Source organism: Agrobacterium tumefaciens, from assembly GCA_025559845.1.
Lineage (GTDB): Bacteria > Pseudomonadota > Alphaproteobacteria > Rhizobiales > Rhizobiaceae > Agrobacterium.
In genome coordinates this window covers 666,073-687,586 of the sequence record CP048470.1, presented here as the reverse complement: position 1 = coordinate 687,586, position 21,514 = coordinate 666,073, and the positions used below count along the sequence as shown (strand labels likewise).

The following is a 21,514-nucleotide window of genomic DNA, read 5'->3' as shown; positions in this document are numbered from 1 at the left end:
ATGGTTACCGGCGGGTCCTGATCGTGATGCCGTAAGCCAGCCCCCCGATCACGCTCGCCACGATCCCCGCAGGCACATCCCATGGAAATGCAACGATCCGGCCGATCCAGTCTGAAAAGATCATCAAAACGGAGCCAAATATTGCGCAACCGTAGATATGTCCAATCGGTTTGTGAATGCCGAGAAGTCTGACGAGATGAGGAACCATCAGTCCGATGAAGCTGATCGGTCCAATGATGACTGTTGCTACACCTGTTAGAAGTGCAGTCACGATGATGATCGTCAGGCGCGCAGCGCTGGTATTGACGCCCAGGGACGTTGCCGTCGTCTCGCCAAGAGGCAGCATTGTAAGCCAGCGTCGAACGAAAGGAAGGATTCCTAAAATCCCGACAAACGATATCAGCGTCATGAACGCATCGCATGGCGTTACGGAATAGGCCGATCCCGAAAGCCACCCCACCAGTCGAGTGAGCCGGATGTCACCAAAATAGGCGACCATAGACAAAAGTGAGCCGCTGAGAGCTGTGACCGCGAGACCGGAAAGAAGAAGTCTCTCTGGGGCGTAGGCGGATCGTTTGGCAAGTCTGAGTGCGATGACAAGAAACAACAGCGAGCCGCCAGCAGCGATGACCATTGTCTGAGGCCGGGTCAGTGGCGGTAAAAGAAAGATCACCGGCAGCATGATGAGTGCGGCACCAGAAGACACCCCGAGAAGTTCTGGGCTGGCGAGGCTGTTGCCGGTCATCCGCTGCATGAGACATCCAGCCATCGCAATCATGCCCCCGGCCGCGCCGGTTGCCATCACACGCGGCCAACGCCAAGGCAGCAACTCGCTCAGTTCGGCGTTTGTCGCAATGAAGAACCCATCCGGCGTTCTTCCAATGGTGAGGCTGCCAATAATAGCGACTGTAAGGCATGATATTGCAAGGCAGAAAATGAACCACAGCCGCCCAGTTCTCTCACGAATATGAGGGTCGCGTGTTTCTCCCATAGTCACGGGCGAGCGAACCTTGCGGAGTAGAAGCAGAATAAGGGGAGCAGCGAGGAGCGCTGTTGCTGTCCCGGCCGGAATGGCGATAACCGTCTCCAGAACCTGCAGGGTCTGATCAGTTAACAGCAGAAGTGCGGCCGACAGAAGTGCGCTGAAAACCGCCCGTTGCGAAAATCGGCGTGCACCTGAGAGGCTGGCGAGTGCCGATCCACCAAGACCAACGAACGCCAGAACGCCAAGCTGCGAAGTGACGATTGCAGCGATGGTGGCCGAGAGTGCCACCGCAACAAACCTTACAATTCTTGGCGAAACTCCAAGGTTGCCCGCCGAAGCGTCGTCCAGATCAAGAAGTGACAATGGCCTTCGTAGAACTGCGATGCCACCAACGACAGCAGCTAATATTATTGTCAAAGTGGATGCGGTGTTCCAGTTGTCCTGTACCAAAGAACCGGCTTGCCAGAGAAGCAGATCGCCGAGTTCATCGAAATGTGTGAGTATCAGAATGGAGGTGAAAGCCTCGAGCAGAAGGCCCAGGATCAATCCGTTCAGGATCAGAAAGAGCGGCGAAAAAGATCCGCGATAGGAAAGAGCAAGAACGACAGCCAATCCCACGAGCGCCCCGACGAGGGCCGGCATCACAAAGCTCGTTATGATGGTAGGCAGCCAGATCAGACTGAGGGCGACAGCAAACCGCGATGCTGCCAGAAGGCCGACTGTTCCCGGTTCGGCGAGCGGGTTGCGTAGGCCCTGCTGCATCAGCGCGGTGGCTAGGCCTAGAAGACATCCACCTGCCAAGGCAACAATGAAACGAGGGACTGTGCCGTAAAGCAATTGAACGGATTTCAATTCGTTCGTCGGCAGATGGGGGAATGGAGATACGTCTGGCCAGCCTGCGCGTTGCAGATTGAATGCGAATAGGGCAAGGCCAGCCAAGAGAAGAGTGTGCAAGATCAGCGACATACGGCGATCTTGCTGCCGGGCCACGAAATCAGCCATCCGTGATCGTTCCCAGTTTTTGTCCGAGCTGGTTTGCAAATCGCTCTGCGGAACGTATGCCGCCGTTCGGATAAATGACGGGCATTCGGATGACCCGGCCGTTTTTTACAGCCGGCAGGACGTGCCAGAGAGCCCCGGCCTCTAATCTCTGCAAGGCAATGTCCGTCTCCTGTCCTCGGTCAAAATGGATGATGACAGCGTCCGGCTCGTCCGCCAGGCGAATAAGGGGCGCGTTGGTCACACCGGCGGCGTTGACCCGACCGCTAAAGGCATTGCGCAGGCCCAGTTGTTTCAGCATGTCGCCCAACAAGCCGTTACCACCAAACAGTGCGATATTTCGGCCGTCTCGGTTGAACCGGCAGACGTAAACGGGCCTGGAAAATGACTTCAGCCGAGCGCGGGTTTCGTCAATTTCAGACCGCATAGCGGCTACGGCGCTTCGGGCTGCGAAGGCGTGCCCCGTCATGTCTGCGAGCTTGGCGATCAGAGCCTCGCAGTGGGCGATGGCAGGGGTTTTGCCTGCGAAAACGGGGATAGGGGTCACTGGAGCGATGCGCGTCGCTGTTTCAAGGCCTGCTGCCTGCCAATCGGCGACGAAAATGCGCGATGGCGACAAGCGCTGGAGGTATTCCAGGTTCGGTTCATTGAGTGGGCCGAGGTCCGAGACACTGTCAGGCATCGACGGGTTTGCTACAAGGCGCTGATAAAGCGGGATATTCGATGTTGCGACGGGCACGGCGCCGATTGTCAGCAGCAATTCGGTAATCAGCAGGTCCAGACTGACAAAACGGTCCCCCTTATCCTGTGCAAAAGAGTGTGACGGTAATGACAAACACCCGAGGGCCGCAGATGCAGCCCTCAGGAAATCTCGTCTGCGGATCTCTAATGCCCCTACCATTTGTAGGAAAGAGTTGCTGACACAGTCAGCGGTTCGCCAAAACGGCATCCGTCCGTCGAAACGCAGGTATAATATTTTTTATTGAACAGATTGCGGGCATTGAGCTTCAGATCAAGTCCATCGAGATCTGCGTTCAACTTTCCAAGGTCAAAGGTCGCCATCGCGTCGAACATGACGTAACCGGGAACATTGGCGACGTTGTCCGTCAGATTGGTTTCCCCGACATAACGCATCCCGCCGCCCACACGCACGCCTTCAAGTCCCAGGTCATCAAGTCCGTAATCTGCCCAGAGGGAAACACTGTGGCGTGGAACAAGAGCTACCTGCTGCCCGATCTCGGCAGGCTTGGCGCTTTGAGTAATCTCCGCATCCGTGAAGGTGTAAGCCGCGACGATGCCCCAGTTGCCAATATCTCCACGCGCTTCGAGTTCCAATCCGCGAGAGTGGATTTCTCCCTGCTGATAAGCGAGGCCACCGGCCGTGTACGAGACGACATTTTCCTGTTTCAGATCGTAGACCGCAGCACTGAACTGCAGATTGGTACCGACTGGCTGATATCGGACGCCCGCCTCGTATTGCAAACCTTCATTCGGCTTGAGAGCATTGCCGGTGATGTAGTCTGACCCAACCTGAGGAAGGAAAGACTGGCTGACGCTGACATAAGGGGCCAGGCCGTTGTCGAACAGGTAGACAAGCCCTGCTCTGCCGGTGAAGGCGCTGTCGCTTTGCTCTACGATCGAGCCGTTCTGATAGCTTCGGGTGGATGAATCCGCCCAATCGTGGCGACCTCCCAACAAGAGCACCCAGTGATCATCAAATTTGATCTGGTCCTGAAGGTAGATTCCGTACTGGTCGCCAATGCTGTCGGAGCCACGGTCAACCGCGTAGCTGACGTTTGGTCTACCGGTGCTAACACCGCTCGAGAGGTTGAGCGTGCTGTAGCTTGCACCACGATAGCGGTGGCTGTCGTAGGACCGGCGATAATAGTCAAACCCACCCAGCAGGGTATGTTGAGCACCAAGGGCATCGAACTCGTATTCAAGCGAGTTATCCGACGTTACGCCGTAGGACGTTTCAGCGCGAGCCGAAGCCAATCGCGTCATGATCCCACTCGCGCTGATCGGCGCCAGATTGGGCATCATGTAATCCCACTGAATATCCGCCTTGAAATAGCGAGCTGCGTTGCGAAGTTTGAGGCCATTTTCGAACTCGTGCTCGAATTCGCCGCCAATTGTGTAAATGTCCGACTTGTAGGTGTCGAAGCTGTCTATTCCGGTGAATGTGTCGCGATCAAGCCAACCGGATGTGATGTCAGACAGCAGGTATGGCGGTGCAAAACGCGTGTCGACGTGTTGGTAGCTGCCGAGTACCGTCAGTGACGTAGCGTCATCTGGCCGCCAGGTAAGCGCGGGCGCGATGTAAACCTTGTCGTCATCGGTCTTGTCGACCCAGTTGTCTGCGTCACGGTAAAGGCCTGTCAGGCGATAGCTGAGTACGCCTTCATTATCGATAGGCCCGCCAAAATCACCCGATACCTGCTTCTTGTTGTAACTGCCGTATTCAACATTCACTTCGCGCAGTGGTGTCGCAGTTGGGCGTTTCGAAATGGCGTTGACGATACCACCTGGTGCGACCTGTCCATAGAGAACGGATGACGCGCCGCGCATCACTTCGACACGCTCAAGGCCGTATGGCTCCTGGCCGCCGTCATACACGTTGGACTGGAACTTCATCCCGTCGCGCAGATTACCGGTGTTGCCGCTTGCAGTGTTGAAGCCACGGATCATGAAATCGTCGACCATCCGGCTAAAACCGCCAGATTGCGTTGTTATCCCGGGAGTATAGCTCAACGTGTCGGCCAGTGATGTGGCCTTTTGATTGGCAATCTGGTCTGCCGTCACCACACTGATGGATTGGGGTGTCTCGACGATGGGAGTATCGCTTTTCGTCCCGGATGAGGAACTGCTGGCACGATACCCCTCAAGAGGGCTAAAGGCACCGCCTGTCCCGTCGACAACAATCTGTCCGAGGGTTGTCGTTCCCGTCTGGCGGGTTCCCAAGGAAGGAGATGCAGCGCTCAATATCGTCACGGCGTTACCGCCACTGAACGCATAGCGCAGGCCAGAATTTGCCAGAAGCTTGGAAAGAGCATCCTGCGGCGTCAGCCGTCCTTCTATAGCCGGTGCCTTCGTGTTCGCCGCAATCGACGTTTCATAAGCGATCTGCAGCCCGGACTGTGCTGAAAATCGGCGAAGTGCGAGGTTCATCGACGTTGCGGGAATGTTGAAATCAACCACTTGTACTGATTGAGCTAAGGCTGGCCTCGTGGTCCAAGCTGTGCTGGTTCCGACAATTCCGATCGCGACACCCGCCATCAGCACCCGAAGCATTTTGCCTCTTCCGCCTATCTTATCGCTACCAATAGTCCCGCTCATTTCATCGCCCCTACGCATAAATCTCATCAGAGCAGGCCGCTTTCTGGCCCGCCTAGATTGTTGACGCGTGAGCGAAGGTTTTACCTAAAGAGAGGTTCTGATTTTTCTGAAAATAATCACGAGATCATGATTGCCACACCAGGAATACGGCGAACCGAGAGGTCCTGAGTACGGGCGACCGAGCGTAGAGCCGCCACCGGGTCGTTTGTCGAGAAAACACCGCTGACCTGGACCGATCTGTCGATCCCCGGCCCTAAAAGGACGGGCTCGTAAACATAACGGGCAATCTCGTCGATGGCGGTTGCAAAGGGCCTGCCTTCGAAAATGATCTTTCCTTGCCGCCAGGCAAGCACCATTTCCATATCGGCGGTGGATGGTCGGTCAGGTGCCATCCCCGAGGCGTAACGTGTTTGCTGCGCGGCCTTGAGGTCGACAAACATCGATCCGGCAATATCAACGACATCTGGGGAGACGGGACTGGCAACGAGGGCATAGCCGCTTACGACCGCGACGGTTGTCGTGTCGCGTACCATGTTGATCGAGATCTGGCCTTCTTCAACATCGGTGATGCCGTTCGACGCGGCAACCCGGAACCGGCTTCCGCTGGGATCGCGCGCGACACCAAATTCTGCATCCCCACGCAACAGGTGAACGAGACGAAGGTTGTGGCGATAATCTATCTTTATCGCACTTCCGGAATTGAGTGCGATGACCGTTCCATCGGGCAAAGGCAGTTCCTGTTGTCCTCCGGCCGGTACGATGTAGTCAGCTTTCCACCATGTGTTGATCGTGGGCGCTGTCAGGACAGCAACGGATGCTGCCATAGCCGCAGCACCTCCGCCAATCATCGCCCGCCGGGTCATGGATGGGGTTGTTGGGAGCTGAGGGATATCGGCAGCCCCATCCAAGAGATCCATTTGCTTCCAGAAATGCCTCTCGCGGTCAAACGCGGCTCTGTTTTCTGGTCGGTGATCACGCCAGGCCTTGAACCGCTCCAGCTCGGTTTCACTCAGTGTCCCGGAACTCAGGCGGACAAGCCAGTCACGCGCGTCGGACTCAGCGCGGTGGCGTTCAGATCTGTTGATGTCATTGTCCGTCATTCAAATGGAAACCACTATTACCGCAGCAGGCCAACGATGCATGGCAATGCCGTTATCACACAACCCGTTAGGGCGCGCTACTATCACACCGGAAAACTGGCAGCTATCGCTCAAGCGTGTTGCGCAGAACGGCAAGGCGTTCCAATGCGCGTCTGACATGATAATACACGGCCTCTTCCGTGATCGCTTCGATTTCTGCAATCCGCTTATGTGTGAGGCCTTCGACCCGGCTCATCAGGAAGATTCGCCGTGTTCTGTCCGGCATCTGGTCAAGTGCATCGGTCACGGCCTTCAGTGTCTGCCGCCCCATAAGAAGTCTCTCAGGAGAAACGTGATCGCACGGTTCTGAAAGGATCTCTTCGATCTCAGCGTCTATGTTTCTACGCCGACGTTCCTTGCGCAGATAGTCGATTGTCGTGTTTTGGGCTGTCTTGCGAATGAATCCCAATGGATTGTCAACGCCAGCAGGCTGATTGGAGGTCTGGAGCTTTATCCAGGTATCTTGAGCGAGGTCTTCCGCCAGACCCTGATCCATGCGGCGTTGTCTTGAAAAGGATATCAGTTGCGGTCGCAAGCGGACAAAAGATTCCAGTAATCTGACGAGGTCGATTGTCATATTGCTCGGGTCTGCCGGTTGAGAACTGATCGTGAAGCGTGTCGTAGGACAGCTATCAAAGCCAATCCAGCCAAGGCAGGCCATTTAATATGACAGAATTACTCTTCTTATGTTTGCGTGATATTCCTGCACCAGTTTGACCGCTCGGACCAGGCCGGTTCAGATTTTGTTGTCGTTTACGCGAATGCGTCCTTGATCGAGTGCTCTGTAGCACCTCCCGCTATCAGGGCTGCCAGCAGAATTCTTGCTTGCCCTGGACGAAGGTTGGACGAGTGCGTGGCGCCTGCCAGGCTAAGATCGTGCCCACCACCGCCACCGCCGTAGGATGGGGTCAGCTTGCCCTGCGGCACGCGGCTGGAAACCACCAATGGCACATTGCGTGCTGAGCTGCGCTGAACAGCTTCTACAATCGAGGGATTGGCATTGCCGGAACCAAGCGCGGCAAGCACGATGCCTTGGGCGCCAGCGTCGAGGCTCGCATCGATAAGAGCGCCGTCGCAGCCGGGATAGATCGCAATGATATCGATGCGGAGCGCACCGACATCTCCGGAATAAAGACCTGGCGGGTTGTCCTGCCCGGTCGATTGACGGAATGCGTCGATCTCATCGGCGGAATGCTTGTAGAGGCCCCAGGCAGGGGATGTGCGTCCACCGAAGCAGACCAGAACACCGCGCCCGGCATTCTTGCGGTCAGTTGCAGCAGCAATCGCTGCAGCAAGATTGGCCGGTCCGTCTGCCTGGTGATGATCGGCAGTGTGCTGTGCGCCGGTGAAGATGACCGGTTTCGTCAGGCGATTTTGCAGTTGCACCAGCATGGCGCTTTCTTCCATCGCATCCGTGCCATGAAGGACAACGACACCATCGACTGTGTCGTCGGCCAGCAGTTTTCCCACCGCATTGCTGATCGACTGCATGTCGGCCAATGTGAGGCTTGCTGAATCTTTTGCCATCAGATCGATGGCTCTCAAGTCGACGCTGGATTGGGGAAGCAAGCCGACAAGGCTGTCGCCGTCGAGGCAGGGTTCGCTGGAGCCGTTGGCGTTACGCTTGCTGGCGATGGTTCCACCGGTGGCGATGACCGCCACCAGTGGTTTGTTCAAAGAGCCGATCACGAAGCGATCCGATCATCGGCCGCCGCTTGCTTGGCGGCTGTTTCGGCAGCGATGGCCGCAATGCGGTCACGGGCGAGAAACCAGCCAATGATCAGGGCCGGTACGATGATGATCAGGGAACCAATCGTCCAACTGCCGACTGGATAGTCCAGTGCCATCAGTACCAACACACTGAACAGGAAGATGAGCGTGATGATACCGGTGTAGGGGGCGCCGAACATCGCGAAATCCGGCCGCTTCATCTTGCCCTGACGTGCAAGGCTCCAGAGTTTCAGTTGGCAAAGTACGATCACTGCCCAGGCGCTAATGATACCGAGTGCCGCCAGATTGAGGGCGATCTCGAACGCCATGGCTGGCACGATCGCGTTCAGAACGATACCAATTGCCGTGACCGCTGCCGTGACCGCGATCCCACCATAGGGGACACCGGCCTTGTTCATCTTTGCAAGTGCGGCCGGAGCGGAGCCCGATATCGCCATCGAATGAAGAATGCGTCCCGTGGAGTAGAGGCCGGCATTTAACGACGACAGAACGGCCGTGAGCACAACAAGGTTCATGATGATGTCGGCACCTTCGATGCCGATAGCGCCGAAGAAGGTTACAAACGGGCTCTCACCAGCCTTGTAAGCGCTGTAGGGCAGAAGCAGAGAAAGCAGAACGACCGAACCGACATAAAAAACCAGCAGGCGAACAACGACGGTGCGGATGGCGCGCGGCATGATCTTGCGGGGGTCTTCAGTTTCGCCCGCAGTGGTGCCGATCAATTCGATCGAGGCATAGGCAAATATCACACCCTGAATAATCACGAATGCCGGTAATATGCCGTTCGGCAGGAAGCCGCCATTGTCGCTGATCAGACTGAAGCCGGTGACGTGGCCCTCGATCGGGGTGCCGAAGATGACGAAATAGACGCCGACGATCAGGAAGGTGACGAGCGCCAGAACCTTGATCAGGCTGAACCAGAACTCAAGTTCGCCGAAGACCTTGACCGAAAGCAGGTTCATCGCCAATACGACGACCAGAGCGACAAAGGCGAAAACCCATTGGTCGATGCCCACCAGGAAGGGCACGTACTGTTTGAAGAAATTCATGTAGAGCGCGACCGCGGTCACGTCAGCGACCGCCGTCATCGCCCAGTTCAGCCAGTACATCCAGCCGACGGCGAAAGCCATCTTCTCGCCGTAGAATTCGCGGGCGTAGGAAACGAAAGAGCCCGAAGTCGGGCGGTGCATGATCAGTTCGCCGAGCGCGCGCAGAACCAGAAACGCAAAGAAACCGCAAAGTGCGTAAACGAAGATGAGGGCAGGTCCGGCTGCCGCAAGTCTTCCGCCAGCTCCGAGGAAAAGCCCGGTGCCGATTGCACCACCAATGGCGATCATCTGGATCTGACGCGGTTTGAGGGCTTTTTGATAGCCCTGGTCTTCGGCAAACTCGATGCCTTTTTCAGCCTTGATCTGTGTTGATGTATTCACTGAAACGCTCCTCCCTAGAGCTCTCATATCTTGCCAGAAGGCGAGCGATGATTTCGTTCATTCGCGTATGTCGTCGCGGAATCCTGTAATGCTGTAATACAGATTTCGCCTTCTTAAAACCATGATTGGGCTTTCGTCAAGTTCGATGAAATTCATTTGACCATTTCACCGAGGCAAGCTTATGTGTCAAAATCTGTCTTACAGCATGACAGGTTATTAATTGTGGAGGATGCCAGAGATGGCGATGCGCATTGAAAAAGATCTTCTCGGCCCGAAAGAAATCCCGGTGGATGCCTATTGGGGCGTCCATACGGCGAGGGCCGTCGACAACTTCCCCGTCACCGGCATTACGATCAGTAAGTACCCGCACGTTATCCGTGGCCTGGCCTACGTCAAGGAAGCTGCAGCCGAAACGAATTTCGAACTCGGCTTCCTCGATGGAAAGCGGCGCGATGCTATCGTTGCAGCCTGCAGGGAGATCAGGGCGGGGGCCTTGCACGATCAGTTCGTTGTCGATGTGATCCAGGGTGGCGCCGGCACGTCCACGAACATGAATGCCAATGAGGTTATTGCCAACCGCGCTCTCGAACTCTTGGGCCATGCAAAGGGTGACTACGCGCACCTGCATCCTAATGATCACGTCAATCTCAGCCAGTCGACGAATGACGCCTATCCGACCGCCATAAACGTCGGGACGATCGAAGCTATCGACACACTGGCCGTCTCGATGGAGTTTTTGCAGAGAGCATTCGAGCGCAAGGCAAGGGAGTTCGATCCAATCCTGAAGGTTGGACGTACCCAATTGCAGGACGCTGTTCCGATGACGCTCGGCCAGGAATTCCGCGTCTTTGCGGTTATGCTTGGAGAAGACCGCGCGCGATTGCTTGAATCTGCGACCTTGCTGCATGAAATCAACCTTGGCGCGACGGCGATCGGTACCGGTCTCAATGCTCCTGTGGGATATGCTGCACTGGCGTGCAAACACCTTTCGCGGCTGACCGGACGGCCGCTGACGACTGCTGTCGACCTGATCGAGGCTACACAGGACCCTGGCGCATTCGTGCATCTGTCAGGGGTTTTAAAGCGAGTTGCGGTCAAGTTGTCGAAGACCTGTAACGATCTGCGCTTGTTGTCCTCGGGACCGCGCGCCGGTATCGGAGAGATCAATCTTCCGGCCATGCAGGCGGGTTCAAGCATCATGCCGGGCAAGGTCAATCCGGTGATCCCGGAGGTTGTCAATCAGGTCGCTTTTTCGGTCATTGGCAATGATATCACCATCACCATGGCCGCCGAAGCCGGCCAGTTGCAGCTCAACGCCTTTGAGCCGGTGATCGTACGCTCACTTAGTGACAGTATCGCCCATCTTGAGGCGGCCTGCCGTATTCTTGCAGAGCGTTGTGTCGATGGCATCACGGCCAATCCGGGTATCATGGCTCTGCGCCTGGAGCAATCGCTCGGTCTGGCGACCGCACTCAACCCGCTGATCGGCTATTATGCGGCGACCCAGGTTGCACGAGAAGCGCTGGAGACCGGCCGAACCATTGTCGAGGTAGTGCTTGAACGGGGGCACCTGACTGCCGAACAGCTGGATAAAGCGCTGCGTCCGGAAGTTCTGGCGAATGTCCAAAAACCGGTCAGCGATCCGGCTGAACTGCGCCGATAATCTCGGTGACTGCCAGCTTCACCTGACCGAGGTGAAGCTCCATGGCTCGCGAGGCGTCGTCTTGCGAGCCAGCATCGACCGCTGTTGCAATCTGTCGATGTTCGAGGTTGGATGCCACACGGCGACTGGCCATCAGGTTGACCAGTTCGGACTGCTGCATGAGTGCATCGCGTGAATCCATGACAATCTTGGCGAACACGGCATTGCCGGACGCTTCTGCCAGGAGCATATGGAAATCGGAATCGAGCCTGACCCAGCGAAGGGGGTCTTCTTCCTTCTCCATATCATCGCAGAGTTTTAGGAGGCGCATGGATTGCTGTTTCGTGCGGCGCAAGGCGGCCCAGCCAGCGGCAGGAACCTCGATGAATGGGCGCGCTTCGATCAGATCTCGTGCAGAATAACCACTATAACTCAGATCGCTTGATGGCGTGGCGGTCGTCACGAACGTGCCGCTTCCTGTCCGCGTCTGTGTCATTCCCAGCGTCTGAAGTGAACGAAGGGCTTCACGAATAACCGGACGGCTGACACCGTATTTCGACGCGAGATGAGCCTCAGATGGCAGGCGCCTGCCAACTTCGATACGGCCGGAAATTATCGCAGAACGCAGCTCTTCGAATACCGCTTCAGCCGCATTTTTGCGACTGATCGGGCTACTTTCTGACAACCAATCAGTCAATGCACTCATACTGTCAACGTGTCCGATGGTTGTCTTGTTGTCAATTCCCGGCATGTTGCAGGATATGGTTTTGCCGATGATACCAACAGCCAAACCGCAGGAGAACTGCATGCGAGCGCATGTTACGGAGGTAACGAAGGCGTGATTGGTTGCCGGTCTCCCGACTGTATCGTCGTTCGCGGGCTTTTTCTGCAGTACAACCTGCCGTATACGGAATGTGAAAGTTTTGTGATGGGTGGAGGTGATCATGTCGATAATCGTGGGTGGACAAGGAATGTTGGCGTCTTCGGTGAAGCTCGCTGACAAGCCAATCGCCAAAGGCATGTCACGCGAACTTTATGCGCTTCCGGGTACGGATCTCATTGTCAAAGTCCAGGCCAAGGAACCACCGCCCCGGCGGTATTTTCAACGGGTGAAACTGTTGGCGGCGCTGCGCCGGTTTTACAAAACCATGATCCCCTTGCGACGCGAATTACATGAATACGAAAGGGCTTCGAGGGAGGGCATGCGGACGGCGCGCCATCTTCAACGCTTCGCCGGCTTGGTGCAGACCGACAAGGGGACGGGCCTTGTCGTGCAGCCAGTCACCCAAAAAAACGGATCATTGGCGATGACGCTGGACCAGACGCTGGAGACCGGTCGTTACGATGCGAAGACTGACGCAGCACTCAACGAGTTTTTGGACTGGTTCGTAAAAAGCGGCGTCGTCGCCGCCGACGTCCATTTGAAGAACATTGTGCTGGATGAAAAAAGCAATACGCTCGTGTTGATCGACGGTATTGGCGACAAGACGTTTCTTCCTGTCCGGGCATGGTTTCCGCGGCTGAACACGACCTATAAAAAGCGCCTTGCGCAGGCGATCTATACGGAAGTTGCCTTCCGGTTCCTGAGAGGCTCGCTGGGCAAGCAGACGATCGTGCTGTTCCTGATGTTTGCGGGAACGCTCTTCGGCATCGACATTCTCGACGGCCATCTTATCGACGGGTGATAGTCAGGAAACAGCCGAACCATCGCCGGCCGGTGAAATTCAAACTCAAGGCCGGCTTGCAACCAAGCGGCCGGCCTTGAAGTTGCAAATTAGAACGAACCTTTGACGCCGATACCGAACATGCGTGGCGCGGTCATGCTTGCCTCCAGTCCGCCGATGCCGCGGTTCTGCTGCATGTATGTCGGCGCGCGTTCGTCGAAGACATTCTTGACGTAGCCATAGACTTTGAGCCCCTCACGGAACTGATAGCTCGCACGGACATCGGCAATTGTGTAGGGCTCGATCACGTAGGCTTTTGTGTTTCCAATGTCGGAATAATAGCCATCAAGATGGCGAACCTGACCTGATACGTTGAATTTTTCAGTCACATCCCAGCTCGCGCCGAAGCTGACCATATAGCCCGGTGATTTGGCGAATTCATTGCCTTCGTAAGTCGTGTTGCTGGACATTCTTTCGATTTCGGTCTTGAGCAGACCGGCGTTCGCCTTGAATGTCAGATTATCGAGAACCCGATAGTCGCCACCAATCTCCAGACCGTAGGCGTGCGCCTCCTCTGCGTTGATCGTGTAAGACTGGGTCAGCGTCGAAGTCACCTGGACAGGAATGTTATATTGGGCGTTTTTCATGTCCATGTAGAACAGATTGCCAGTGAGCGTCAGCCGGTCGTCGAGGAGGTTCGCACGGGTAAAGAGCTCGTAGTTCCAGAGCTTCTCCTCTTTGAACTCCATCCATTTCTGCGCGGAGATGTTGAGGGAAACACCACCGGGATTGTATCCGCGGCTGACGAGAGCACCAACGGTCCAGTCGTCCGTGACGGCGTAGGCAATCGATGCTTTTGGCAGGACTGCGGAGAAGGTCGTATCGAAATCGACGGGGTTTGCCGCATAGACAGAGGTGCCGCTTCGTTGAATTTGGTCGCGCTGGTAACGCAGGCCACCTGTCAAGGACCACTGATCGCTTAGGCGATAGGTCATTTCGGTGAAAAGACCAAGATTGTCCTTCTGGTCATCGAAGGTCGATGTCGTCTTGCCATTATAGGCGAGGTAGAGCGCCTCATCGGCCTGTGTGTGGTTATAGAAGATGCCGACCACACCGCTGAGCGTGTCATCCTGTTCGCCGAATGTGACGCGGACTTCTTCCGACACATTGGTCTGATCGACATCTGCGTCGCCATTATTCACCACGCCGACCCGCCGCTTGGCATTCGAATCCGTGAATTGCGTCTGGTTAAATACCTTCACACCATTCTCAAAATCGTAGCTGATGTCCAAGATTGCTGTGTCGGTTCGCTGTCGCCAGCTCGGCATTGTTGTTGTCGTGTGGTTCAGCGCATCGAATGGGACCGATGCCGCTTCCTGGCTGGGGCGGTTGGCGTTGCTGTGCGAAAGCGTGAGCTTGGTGCTGAGACCCGGGATCTCGGAAGGCTCCCAAAGGAACTTCAGTCGAGCGTTGAATTCCATGAAATCCTGATCTGTGCCTTTGCTGGCAAATCCGGAATTGATGTAGTCGATGAACGTATCGCGCCCCGAGTAATCAATCGCGATACGGGCAGCCAGGTCCTCGCCAACGATGGGACCAGAGAGTGCGAGCGATGCGCGCTTGGTGTGGTAGCTGCCCAATTCGGCCTGGTAGGCACCTTCTGGCGTGAACGTCGGGTCCTTGGTGTTGACGACGATCGCGCCCGCGATCGCATTGGCGCCTTGCGATGTCGTCTGTGGCCCGCGGAAGACTTCGATGCTTTCGACATCCCACGCGGATGTCGCACCGTAAATGAATTCATTGTAGCCGAGATAGTGGCCGTCGACATTGATTGTTGCGCGCGGAACAGTGCCGGCGAAGAAGGCCGTAGCACCGGTGTTCGGTCCCTGTGTGTCCTGTCCGCGAATGATCGGGGCACTGACATTGTCGGGGAAGACCACGTTGGCGGTGTCCGCAATAACCTCCGAAACGGTCGCGTTTCCTGTCTTCTCCTTCTCGATTTCTCGCGCTGATTTGATCGCAACTGAGGAGGCTGTGCTCTTCAGATCACGTGCCACCTTTTCCCCGGTGATGATGATCGGTTTCAGAACTGTGGCGTCCTCGTTCTGGTTCGTCGCGTCCTGCGATCGTGCGGGTGAGGCGGTCAGGAGTGCGAGTGTCAGGATGCTGACGCTGCTCGAAAAACGAAGGATGGGGCGCGATGTCATAAAAGATCTCAAAACTGGAGTTGAAAACTCATGTTCGGTAACTCGTGCAATGATATTCCGCAATAGGGAATGCATTCCATAATGTGAACATTGTTGTGTGATGGGGCTCTTGTGCCAAATTGGCAACAGGCAGGAGAACGGGTAAGAAAAGAGCATTGCCGCAAACGTCGGGATTCTGGCATGACAGCGACGTAATGCTCAGGTCGGGCCAATATGAAATGGCGCGGGGATGCCGAGATGCAGTGGGAGAGATTGGGTTTTGAACGACGGTATAGGCAATGAAGACGGCGGCGAAGCGGACAAACGATCTGGTGTCATTCAGTCTGTTTCGATCGCAGCGCGATTCCTGACCATTCTGGCTCAGTCCGAATCAGCTCTCGCACTCGGCGAACTGGCGCGGCGCGCCAAAAGCGGACGCTCAACCGCGCATCGCTACATGCAGAGCCTTGTAAAAGAGGGGCTGGTCGCCCAGGATCAGGTCACAGGCGCCTACGATCTCGGTCCGGCAGCTCTGAGCCTCGGTATCAGTGCACTGCGGCGCATAAGCCCGGTGGAAGTCGCGGCACGTCATATGAAAACGCTTGCGGCAACGATTGGCGCCAGTTGTGGCGTAGCAATCTGGACCGATCGCGGCCCGACGATTGTTCAGTGGTATCGCAGCTCCAGCTTTGCCATCAGCACAGTCTCGCTGGGAGACGTTCTTCCCCTTGATAACACGGCCTGCGGTCTGGTGTTTCAGGCCTATCTTCCGGCAGATCGCATCGATGCGGTGCGCAAACTCCAACCGGACGCCTTTCGGGGCGCACGCCCGGACGAGGAGCAGTTTTCGGACATCCGCAAAAAGGGCGGCGCCGAACTCGATGAGCATCTTTTCAACGCGTTGACGGGAAAGGCCGTGCCGGTTTTCAATGCCCACGGCGAAATTGCCTGTGTTGTTACCACCGTCTCCTTTGTGAAAACGGCGCGATCCGAGGGGCATTTTGCGGCGTTGCTGGAGGCTGGCCGGCTGGCGACATCGGATTCAGGCTTGCCGGTCAGGTCTTGATGCTAAAGCTCGACAAGGTCATTTTCTGTCGATGCGCCGAGGTGGTCGCGTAACGTTGCACCTTTGTACTCAGTGCGGAAAAGTCCGCGTTGTTGCAGGAGCGGCACCAGTTCGTCAAAAAACAATGCAAGCGATGCGGGAGAGCCTCCGGGCAAGGCGATGAAGCCGTCCAAGGCTCCCGCGTCGTGCCATTCGGCAATTTCCTCGGCAACGTCCTGCGGTGTGCCGACCGACACCCAATGGGCGGAGCCGACGACTTCCGGACGTTTCAAGATGTGTGCGACTGACGGTTCCTCTCGCTCGATGAAGCGGCGCAAAAGATCGGCATGGGTGCGGCTGCGCACAGGCTGGTCGATTGACGGCAACATTGCAGCGGTCACCTTTGCATCGAGCGGCATATCGGCGAGATCGAGGCCGAGGACAGCCTTGACCGATTGCCGACGGTAGTCTTCGCCGAGATGGGCGTGGGCTTTCTCGTGCAAGGCAACGGCTTCTTCGCGTGTCTTTGCCAGGAAGAAGTGGAGACCGGGCAATACCTTGATGTCTTCCGCTTTCCGCCCATGAGCGCGAGCGCGTCTACGCAGATCGCTCCTGAGGTCGATCGCTGCCGTCATGTCCGGTGTCGCCGCAAATGTTCCATTGGCGATCGACGCGGAAAAGTCGCGGCCGATGTCTGAGGCGCCGGCCTGGAAAAGCAGAGGTTCGCCCGATGCATGGCAGGGAACATTGAGTGGTCCCTTGATACTGAAGAACTCACCTTGATGTTCGATAGATTGAGGCTCTTTACCGGGCATGTTGCCTGGATTGCTTTGCCACAGGCGGCGGACGACATGGGTAAATTCTGCAGCTTTTCGGTAGCGGGTTTCAGCCGGAGGCATTGGCTCGTCGCCAAAATTTTCGGCTCCCTCGATCGATGTGACGATATTCCAGCCGATACGCCCATTGCTGATCCAGTTCAGGGATTGCATCTGGCGCGCCACGACATAGGGAAGATTGAACGTGGTCGATGCTGTCGTCACCATCCCGATATGTGTCGTGGACCGGGCAATCGCAGCAAAGAGGACCGTAGGCTCGAGGCCGACCGGGGCTAGACCACTGGCTTTGCGTGCGCGTTTGAGAATGCCGACGTAATCGACCTGAAAAACGAAATCGAGCTTTGCAGCTTCCGCCCGCTTGGCAAGAGACGTCGCAAAATCAATCGGGTCCGGTGGTATTCCAGTCTTGTCGGCCTCGGTAGATGGAACCTGAAGCCAAAGCGGCGCCAGGCAAAATCCGATATGAAGTTTGGACTGGTTCATGGCGCGTCTTTCCTGAGCATCTGGAGCCGTCCCTTTGGGACGATCATGGGTGTGTTGGAATAGGGATCGGTGATGATCATCGATGATAGCCCGTAGACATCTTCGACGAGGTCTGCGGAGACGATATCCGCAGGGCGGCCTTCGGCGATGATGCGGCCATCACGCATGGCGATCAGGTGTGTGGCGTAACGGCAGGCATGGTTCAGATCATGCAACACGGCGACGATCGTCCGGCCTTTGATGTTGAGTTCGGCCAAGAGATCGAGAACCTCGATCTGGAAGGCTATGTCGAGAAACGTGGTGGGTTCGTCGAGCAGTAGGATGGATGTGTCCTGTGCCAGGACCATAGCGATCCAGACACGCTGGCGCTGGCCGCCTGAAAGCTCTTCCAGCAAAACGTTGGCCAACTGGCTGACGCCAGTCGCCTGCATGGCATTTTCGACCGCGAGCTGATCTGCGGTCGACCATTGTCTGAGAAACGACTGGTGTGGAAAACGCCCGCGACCAACCAGTTCCGCAACGGTAATGCCGACCGGCGCCGTTGCACTTTGGGGGAGCAGGCCAAGTTGCCGCGCGAGTTCGCGGCTTGTGTAGGTTTCAATGGTTTTTCCGTCGAGAATTATCTCTCCTGACGCAGGCCTCAGAAGTCGGGACAAGCCGCGTAACAAGGTCGATTTCCCGCAAGCGTTGGCACCGACGATAACCGTGAAACCGCCGTCGGGGATGCTTACGGAGAGGTCTGTGGATACGGTTCGTTTATCGTATCGCAACGTCACCGACTGTGTTCGAAGTCGCGCCATTCGTTCGTTCCCTGACTGTGGACCGTGGTCCACTGGCGTATTGCATTGCGGAACGCATTCTGCAATATGGCCACCGAAAATATTGACTAGATTCATCATGTTTTGCGGTTGGCGCTTCCCGAGCGCCTGCGCCGCGCCTGTACCTGGAGCACCTCATGGCCAGACGCCGAACGTTTCTGTTCATAGGACTTTGCCTGACACTGTCCGCAACCGCTCCCTTTAGTCATGCTTTGGCTGCGCAACCGGATTGGCCGCGTGCGATCGAACACGCCAAGGGAAAGCTGACGTTGCCGGCCAAGCCTAAGCGGATCATTTCGACAGCACCTAGCCTGACTGGTATCCTCCTTGCCATCGGGGCGCCGGTGGTGGCTTCGGCTGCAACAACACCAAGTGGAATGACCGATGCGACCGGCTTCTTTTCCCAATGGTCAGATGTCGCTCATCAACGCGGTGTTGAGGTTCTCTACGGAAATCTTGTGTTCGATATCGAGGCGGTTATCGGATGGAACCCGGATCTGATCATCGGCTCATCAACCGGTGCCGACAGCGTCGCTCAACATTATGCGGAGCTGAACCACCAGCATCTGCCGGTGATGATTGTCGATTATGCCAATCACGGCTGGCAAGATGTCGCGCGTCAGTTGGGACGTGCGACCGGACGGGAAGAGCAAGCTGAAGCGGCCATAAAGGAGTTTGATCAGTACGCAGCCGACGCGGCCACGAAGTTTGCTTTGGCGGCTGGTAAGGTCACTGTTGTCGGTTACAACATCGGTGGCAGCTATTCGATCGGCAAGCCTGAGAGCGCACAAGCGCAAGTCCTGTCATCGCTCGGCATGACCGTGGCGGGGCTTCCCGACACCTTGCGTGGTGGCGTCACCCGGTCAAGCGACTTTGACTTCATTTCCCACGAAAATCTGCCGGCAGCGATCACAGGCGATACAGTTTTCCTGTTGCGCGCAAGCCCGAAGGATGTTGAAGCGTTTCTGGCTGACCCTATCCTCGCCAACCTTCCGGCAGTCATCAATCGGCGGGTCTATCCCCTCGGTCAGTCGTCGTTTCGCATCGACTATTACTCGGGACGTCAGATGATTGATACTGTTGTCGATTCGATGCGCAAACCATGACGTCACGTCGCGCCCGTCGAATTGCGGTCACTGCGGGGCTCTTTGGCTTCCTGATCGTGCTTTCGGTCGCAAGCCTTGGTCTCGGTTCCAGGCACATCGACCTGCAGACCGTTAGGGCTTCTTTTCTGGCATATAATCCGGCCATCGATGAGCATCTGATCATTTGGTCGTTGCGCGCACCGCGAACGCTTATTGCAATACTGGCCGGTGTTGCGCTTGGCGTAGCCGGTGCTCTCACACAGGCGGTCACCCGCAACCCGCTCGCCGAACCGGGTTTGCTCGGTGTTAACGCCGGTGCCGCGACCGCTGTTATTTTTGGTGTCGTGGTTCTCGGCATCCATGACATCGCTAGCTACGTCTGGTTGGGCTTTGCCGGAGCAGCCGCATCTGCCTGCGCGGTCCTGCTGCTCGGTCGTGCCGGAAGAAGTGGAACCGATCCGGTGCGTCTGGTGCTTGCGGGTGCGGGGCTTTCCATCGTTCTTGGCTCGGTCACTGGTGTGGTCGTCCTGAATGCGCCGGTAGACGTTCTCGACAATTTCAGAAACTGGGCCGCGGGCTCGGTCGAAGGAAGAGGCTTCGACATTGCGGGCGTGCTAGCCCTTGCAGTCGTGTTCGGTTCCATCATCGCCATGGCAATTTCATCCAATCTGAATGCCATCGCCTTGGGAGAAGAGCTTGGCAGATCACTTGGCGCCAGCGCTGGCGCTACAATGATTGGGGCGTGTGGCGCGGTGACACTTCTGGCAGGGGCTGCAACCGCAGCAGCTGGTCCGATAACCTTCCTGGGGCTGGTCGCACCACAGATAACACGCAGCGTTATCGGACCTGATTGCCGTTGGACAATACCGGTATCCGGGCTGACTGGGGGATGCGTTCTGCTGCTCTCCGATATCGTTGGCCGTATCGTGGTTGCGCCCGAGGAAATTGCTGCGGGAATTGTCGTTCTGTTGATCGGGGGACCGTCCTTCATCTGCGCCGCCCGTCATTTTCGTTTGGGGAAAGCATGAGAAGTGGTTTTCCGCCTGTGTTCCGCTTCGGCAACGTATCGATCATCTGGAGACCAAGGAGCATCATTGTCTGCTTCGGCTTGCTGCTAGCGGCGACAATTGTTGCCATGCTTCTTCTGGGAACAGGGAGTCTCAAGTTCAGTCCGAAAGAGGTGCTGGAAACGCTCCTTGGTGCCACTCAAAATCCCGCTGCCGAGCGCATCGTGCTTGGAGTCCGGCTGCCACGGGTTCTCACAGCCGCGCTGGTTGGAGCTTGTCTTGGCGCGGCCGGTTCAATCTTTCAGTCGATTTCACGCAATCCGCTTGGGTCACCTGACATACTCGGCTTCACCACGGGCGCCGCGACGGGCGCCATCGTTCAGATCATTCTTTTTGATGCTGGAGCGTTGGAGACTGCGGCGGCGGCCGTGGTGGCGGGGCTCGCTGCTGCTGGACTTGTATATAGCCTGGCGATGAAAGGGCAATCGAGTGGCGGTTATCGGCTTGTGCTTGTCGGTATCGGGGTCGGTGCCGTTCTTTCAGGCCTGAATACGGTGCTACTTGTGAAAGGAGACCTTGACCAGGCCATGTCCGCACAGCTCTGGCTTGGCGGTTCACTCAGTACGCGAAGCTGGTCGCATGTCCTACCGGCGGCGATTGGCCTTTTCGCGGTTATTCCATTCGTTCTCACCTATGCAAGTCGACTGGACGTCATTGAGATGGGTGATGATACGGCTGGGCAGCTCGGTGTCAATGTGGAGCGCACCCGCTTTCTAATGGTCATGATGGGTGTCGGGCTGACTGCCATTGCTACAGCTGCCGCCGGCCCCATAGCCTTCATTGCCTTGATTGCTCCGCAACTTGCCCGACGCCTGACGCATGCACCACAGGTGCCACTGTTATCGAGTGCGTTGATGGGGGCAACACTTCTCCTTTGCGCGGATCTCCTGGCGCAACGGCTACCACTTAATCTCAACCTGCCGATCGGACTTATGACCGGCATGATCGGTGGGGTCTATCTTTTGTGGATTCTGGCCCGCAGGGGAAAGGGATAACGCCGGACGGATCGGCAATCTATGCCTGACAATTGATATGTGCACTCGTATCGGTGCGCCGATTGACTCCCCT

Annotated in this window: 17 protein-coding genes; 6 read left to right on the top strand and 11 right to left on the bottom strand. The window is 56.6% G+C overall.

Annotated elements, in window-relative coordinates:
• Window positions 1-4: 4 nt before the first annotated feature.
• From fhuB to FY156_19570, 7 genes are all read right to left on the bottom strand, one after another.
• Window positions 5-1,987 carry a Fe(3+)-hydroxamate ABC transporter permease FhuB gene (fhuB, locus tag FY156_19600; protein ID UXS03756.1) on the bottom strand — a complete coding sequence of 661 codons (1,983 nt, stop codon included), beginning with the start codon at window positions 1,985-1,987 and terminating at the stop codon, window positions 5-7.
• Window positions 1,980-2,744 (bottom strand): ABC transporter substrate-binding protein, encoded by a 765-nt coding sequence (locus FY156_19595; GenBank protein UXS03755.1) that lies wholly within the window; start codon window positions 2,742-2,744, stop codon window positions 1,980-1,982. The genes fhuB and FY156_19595 overlap by 8 nt, the downstream gene beginning before the upstream one ends.
• Window positions 2,745-2,878: 134 nt before the next feature.
• Window positions 2,879-5,320 (bottom strand): TonB-dependent siderophore receptor, encoded by a 2,442-nt coding sequence (locus FY156_19590; protein UXS03754.1) that lies wholly within the window; start codon window positions 5,318-5,320, stop codon window positions 2,879-2,881.
• A 116-nt stretch (window positions 5,321-5,436) separates the two neighbouring features.
• Window positions 5,437-6,420: a DUF4880 domain-containing protein gene (locus FY156_19585; protein UXS03753.1), complete on the bottom strand. Its 984-nt coding sequence runs from the start codon at window positions 6,418-6,420 to the stop codon at window positions 5,437-5,439.
• A 103-nt stretch (window positions 6,421-6,523) separates the two neighbouring features.
• On the bottom strand, window positions 6,524-7,036 hold the full coding sequence (locus tag FY156_19580) for an RNA polymerase sigma factor (GenBank protein ID UXS03752.1): 513 nt from the start codon (window positions 7,034-7,036) through the stop codon (window positions 6,524-6,526).
• A gap of 176 nt (window positions 7,037-7,212) precedes the next feature.
• Window positions 7,213-8,121, bottom strand: a complete 909-nt coding sequence (locus FY156_19575; GenBank protein UXS05155.1) for an asparaginase — start codon at window positions 8,119-8,121, stop codon at window positions 7,213-7,215.
• Window positions 8,122-8,144: 23 nt separating this feature from the next.
• Entirely contained in the window at window positions 8,145-9,647 is a 1,503-nt protein-coding gene (locus FY156_19570) for an amino acid permease (GenBank protein UXS03751.1), read from the bottom strand.
• 211 nt (window positions 9,648-9,858) lie between these two features.
• Between FY156_19570 and FY156_19565 the strand changes: the two genes are divergently transcribed.
• On the top strand, window positions 9,859-11,283 hold the full coding sequence (locus FY156_19565) for an aspartate ammonia-lyase (protein ID UXS03750.1): 1,425 nt from the start codon (window positions 9,859-9,861) through the stop codon (window positions 11,281-11,283).
• Here FY156_19565 and FY156_19560 read toward each other — a convergent pair.
• Window positions 11,255-11,968, bottom strand: a complete 714-nt coding sequence (locus FY156_19560) for a FadR family transcriptional regulator (protein UXS03749.1) — start codon at window positions 11,966-11,968, stop codon at window positions 11,255-11,257. The two genes, FY156_19565 and FY156_19560, sit on opposite strands and share 29 nt — an antisense overlap.
• 238 nt (window positions 11,969-12,206) lie before the next feature.
• Here FY156_19560 and FY156_19555 point away from each other — a divergent pair, with 238 nt between their 5' ends.
• Window positions 12,207-12,947 (top strand): hypothetical protein, encoded by a 741-nt coding sequence (locus tag FY156_19555; protein UXS03748.1) that lies wholly within the window; start codon window positions 12,207-12,209, stop codon window positions 12,945-12,947.
• 89 nt (window positions 12,948-13,036) lie between these two features.
• Here FY156_19555 and FY156_19550 read toward each other — a convergent pair whose 3' ends face one another.
• The gene (locus tag FY156_19550) at window positions 13,037-15,133 is read right to left on the bottom strand and encodes a TonB-dependent receptor (protein ID UXS03747.1); all 2,097 of its coding nucleotides are present in this window, start codon (window positions 15,131-15,133) and stop codon (window positions 13,037-13,039) included.
• A 229-nt stretch (window positions 15,134-15,362) separates the two neighbouring features.
• On the opposite strand from FY156_19550, the gene FY156_19545 reads away from it, so the two are divergent.
• Window positions 15,363-16,178 (top strand): IclR family transcriptional regulator, encoded by an 816-nt coding sequence (locus tag FY156_19545; protein ID UXS03746.1) that lies wholly within the window; start codon window positions 15,363-15,365, stop codon window positions 16,176-16,178.
• Between the two features lie 2 nt (window positions 16,179-16,180).
• Here the strand turns inward: FY156_19545 and FY156_19540 are convergent, their stop codons facing one another.
• Both FY156_19540 and FY156_19535 read right to left on the bottom strand, forming a co-directional pair.
• Entirely contained in the window at window positions 16,181-17,476 is a 1,296-nt protein-coding gene (locus FY156_19540) for an NtaA/DmoA family FMN-dependent monooxygenase (protein ID UXS03745.1), read from the bottom strand.
• Entirely contained in the window at window positions 17,473-18,276 is an 804-nt protein-coding gene (locus FY156_19535) for an ATP-binding cassette domain-containing protein (protein UXS03744.1), read from the bottom strand. The genes FY156_19540 and FY156_19535 overlap by 4 nt, the downstream gene beginning before the upstream one ends.
• A gap of 155 nt (window positions 18,277-18,431) precedes the next feature.
• Here FY156_19535 and fepB point away from each other — a divergent pair, with 155 nt between their 5' ends.
• Genes fepB through FY156_19520 form a run of 3 tightly spaced genes read left to right on the top strand, consistent with a single transcriptional unit; the run spans window position 18,432 to window position 21,441 of the window.
• Complete coding sequence (fepB, locus tag FY156_19530) at window positions 18,432-19,400, top strand: Fe2+-enterobactin ABC transporter substrate-binding protein (protein UXS03743.1); 969 nt, start codon at window positions 18,432-18,434, stop codon at window positions 19,398-19,400.
• Window positions 19,397-20,407 (top strand): iron ABC transporter permease, encoded by a 1,011-nt coding sequence (locus FY156_19525; protein UXS03742.1) that lies wholly within the window; start codon window positions 19,397-19,399, stop codon window positions 20,405-20,407. Before fepB ends, FY156_19525 begins: the two co-directional genes overlap by 4 nt.
• The gene (locus FY156_19520) at window positions 20,404-21,441 is read left to right on the top strand and encodes an iron chelate uptake ABC transporter family permease subunit (protein ID UXS03741.1); all 1,038 of its coding nucleotides are present in this window, start codon (window positions 20,404-20,406) and stop codon (window positions 21,439-21,441) included. The genes FY156_19525 and FY156_19520 overlap by 4 nt, the downstream gene beginning before the upstream one ends.
• Window positions 21,442-21,514: the final 73 nt, after the last annotated feature.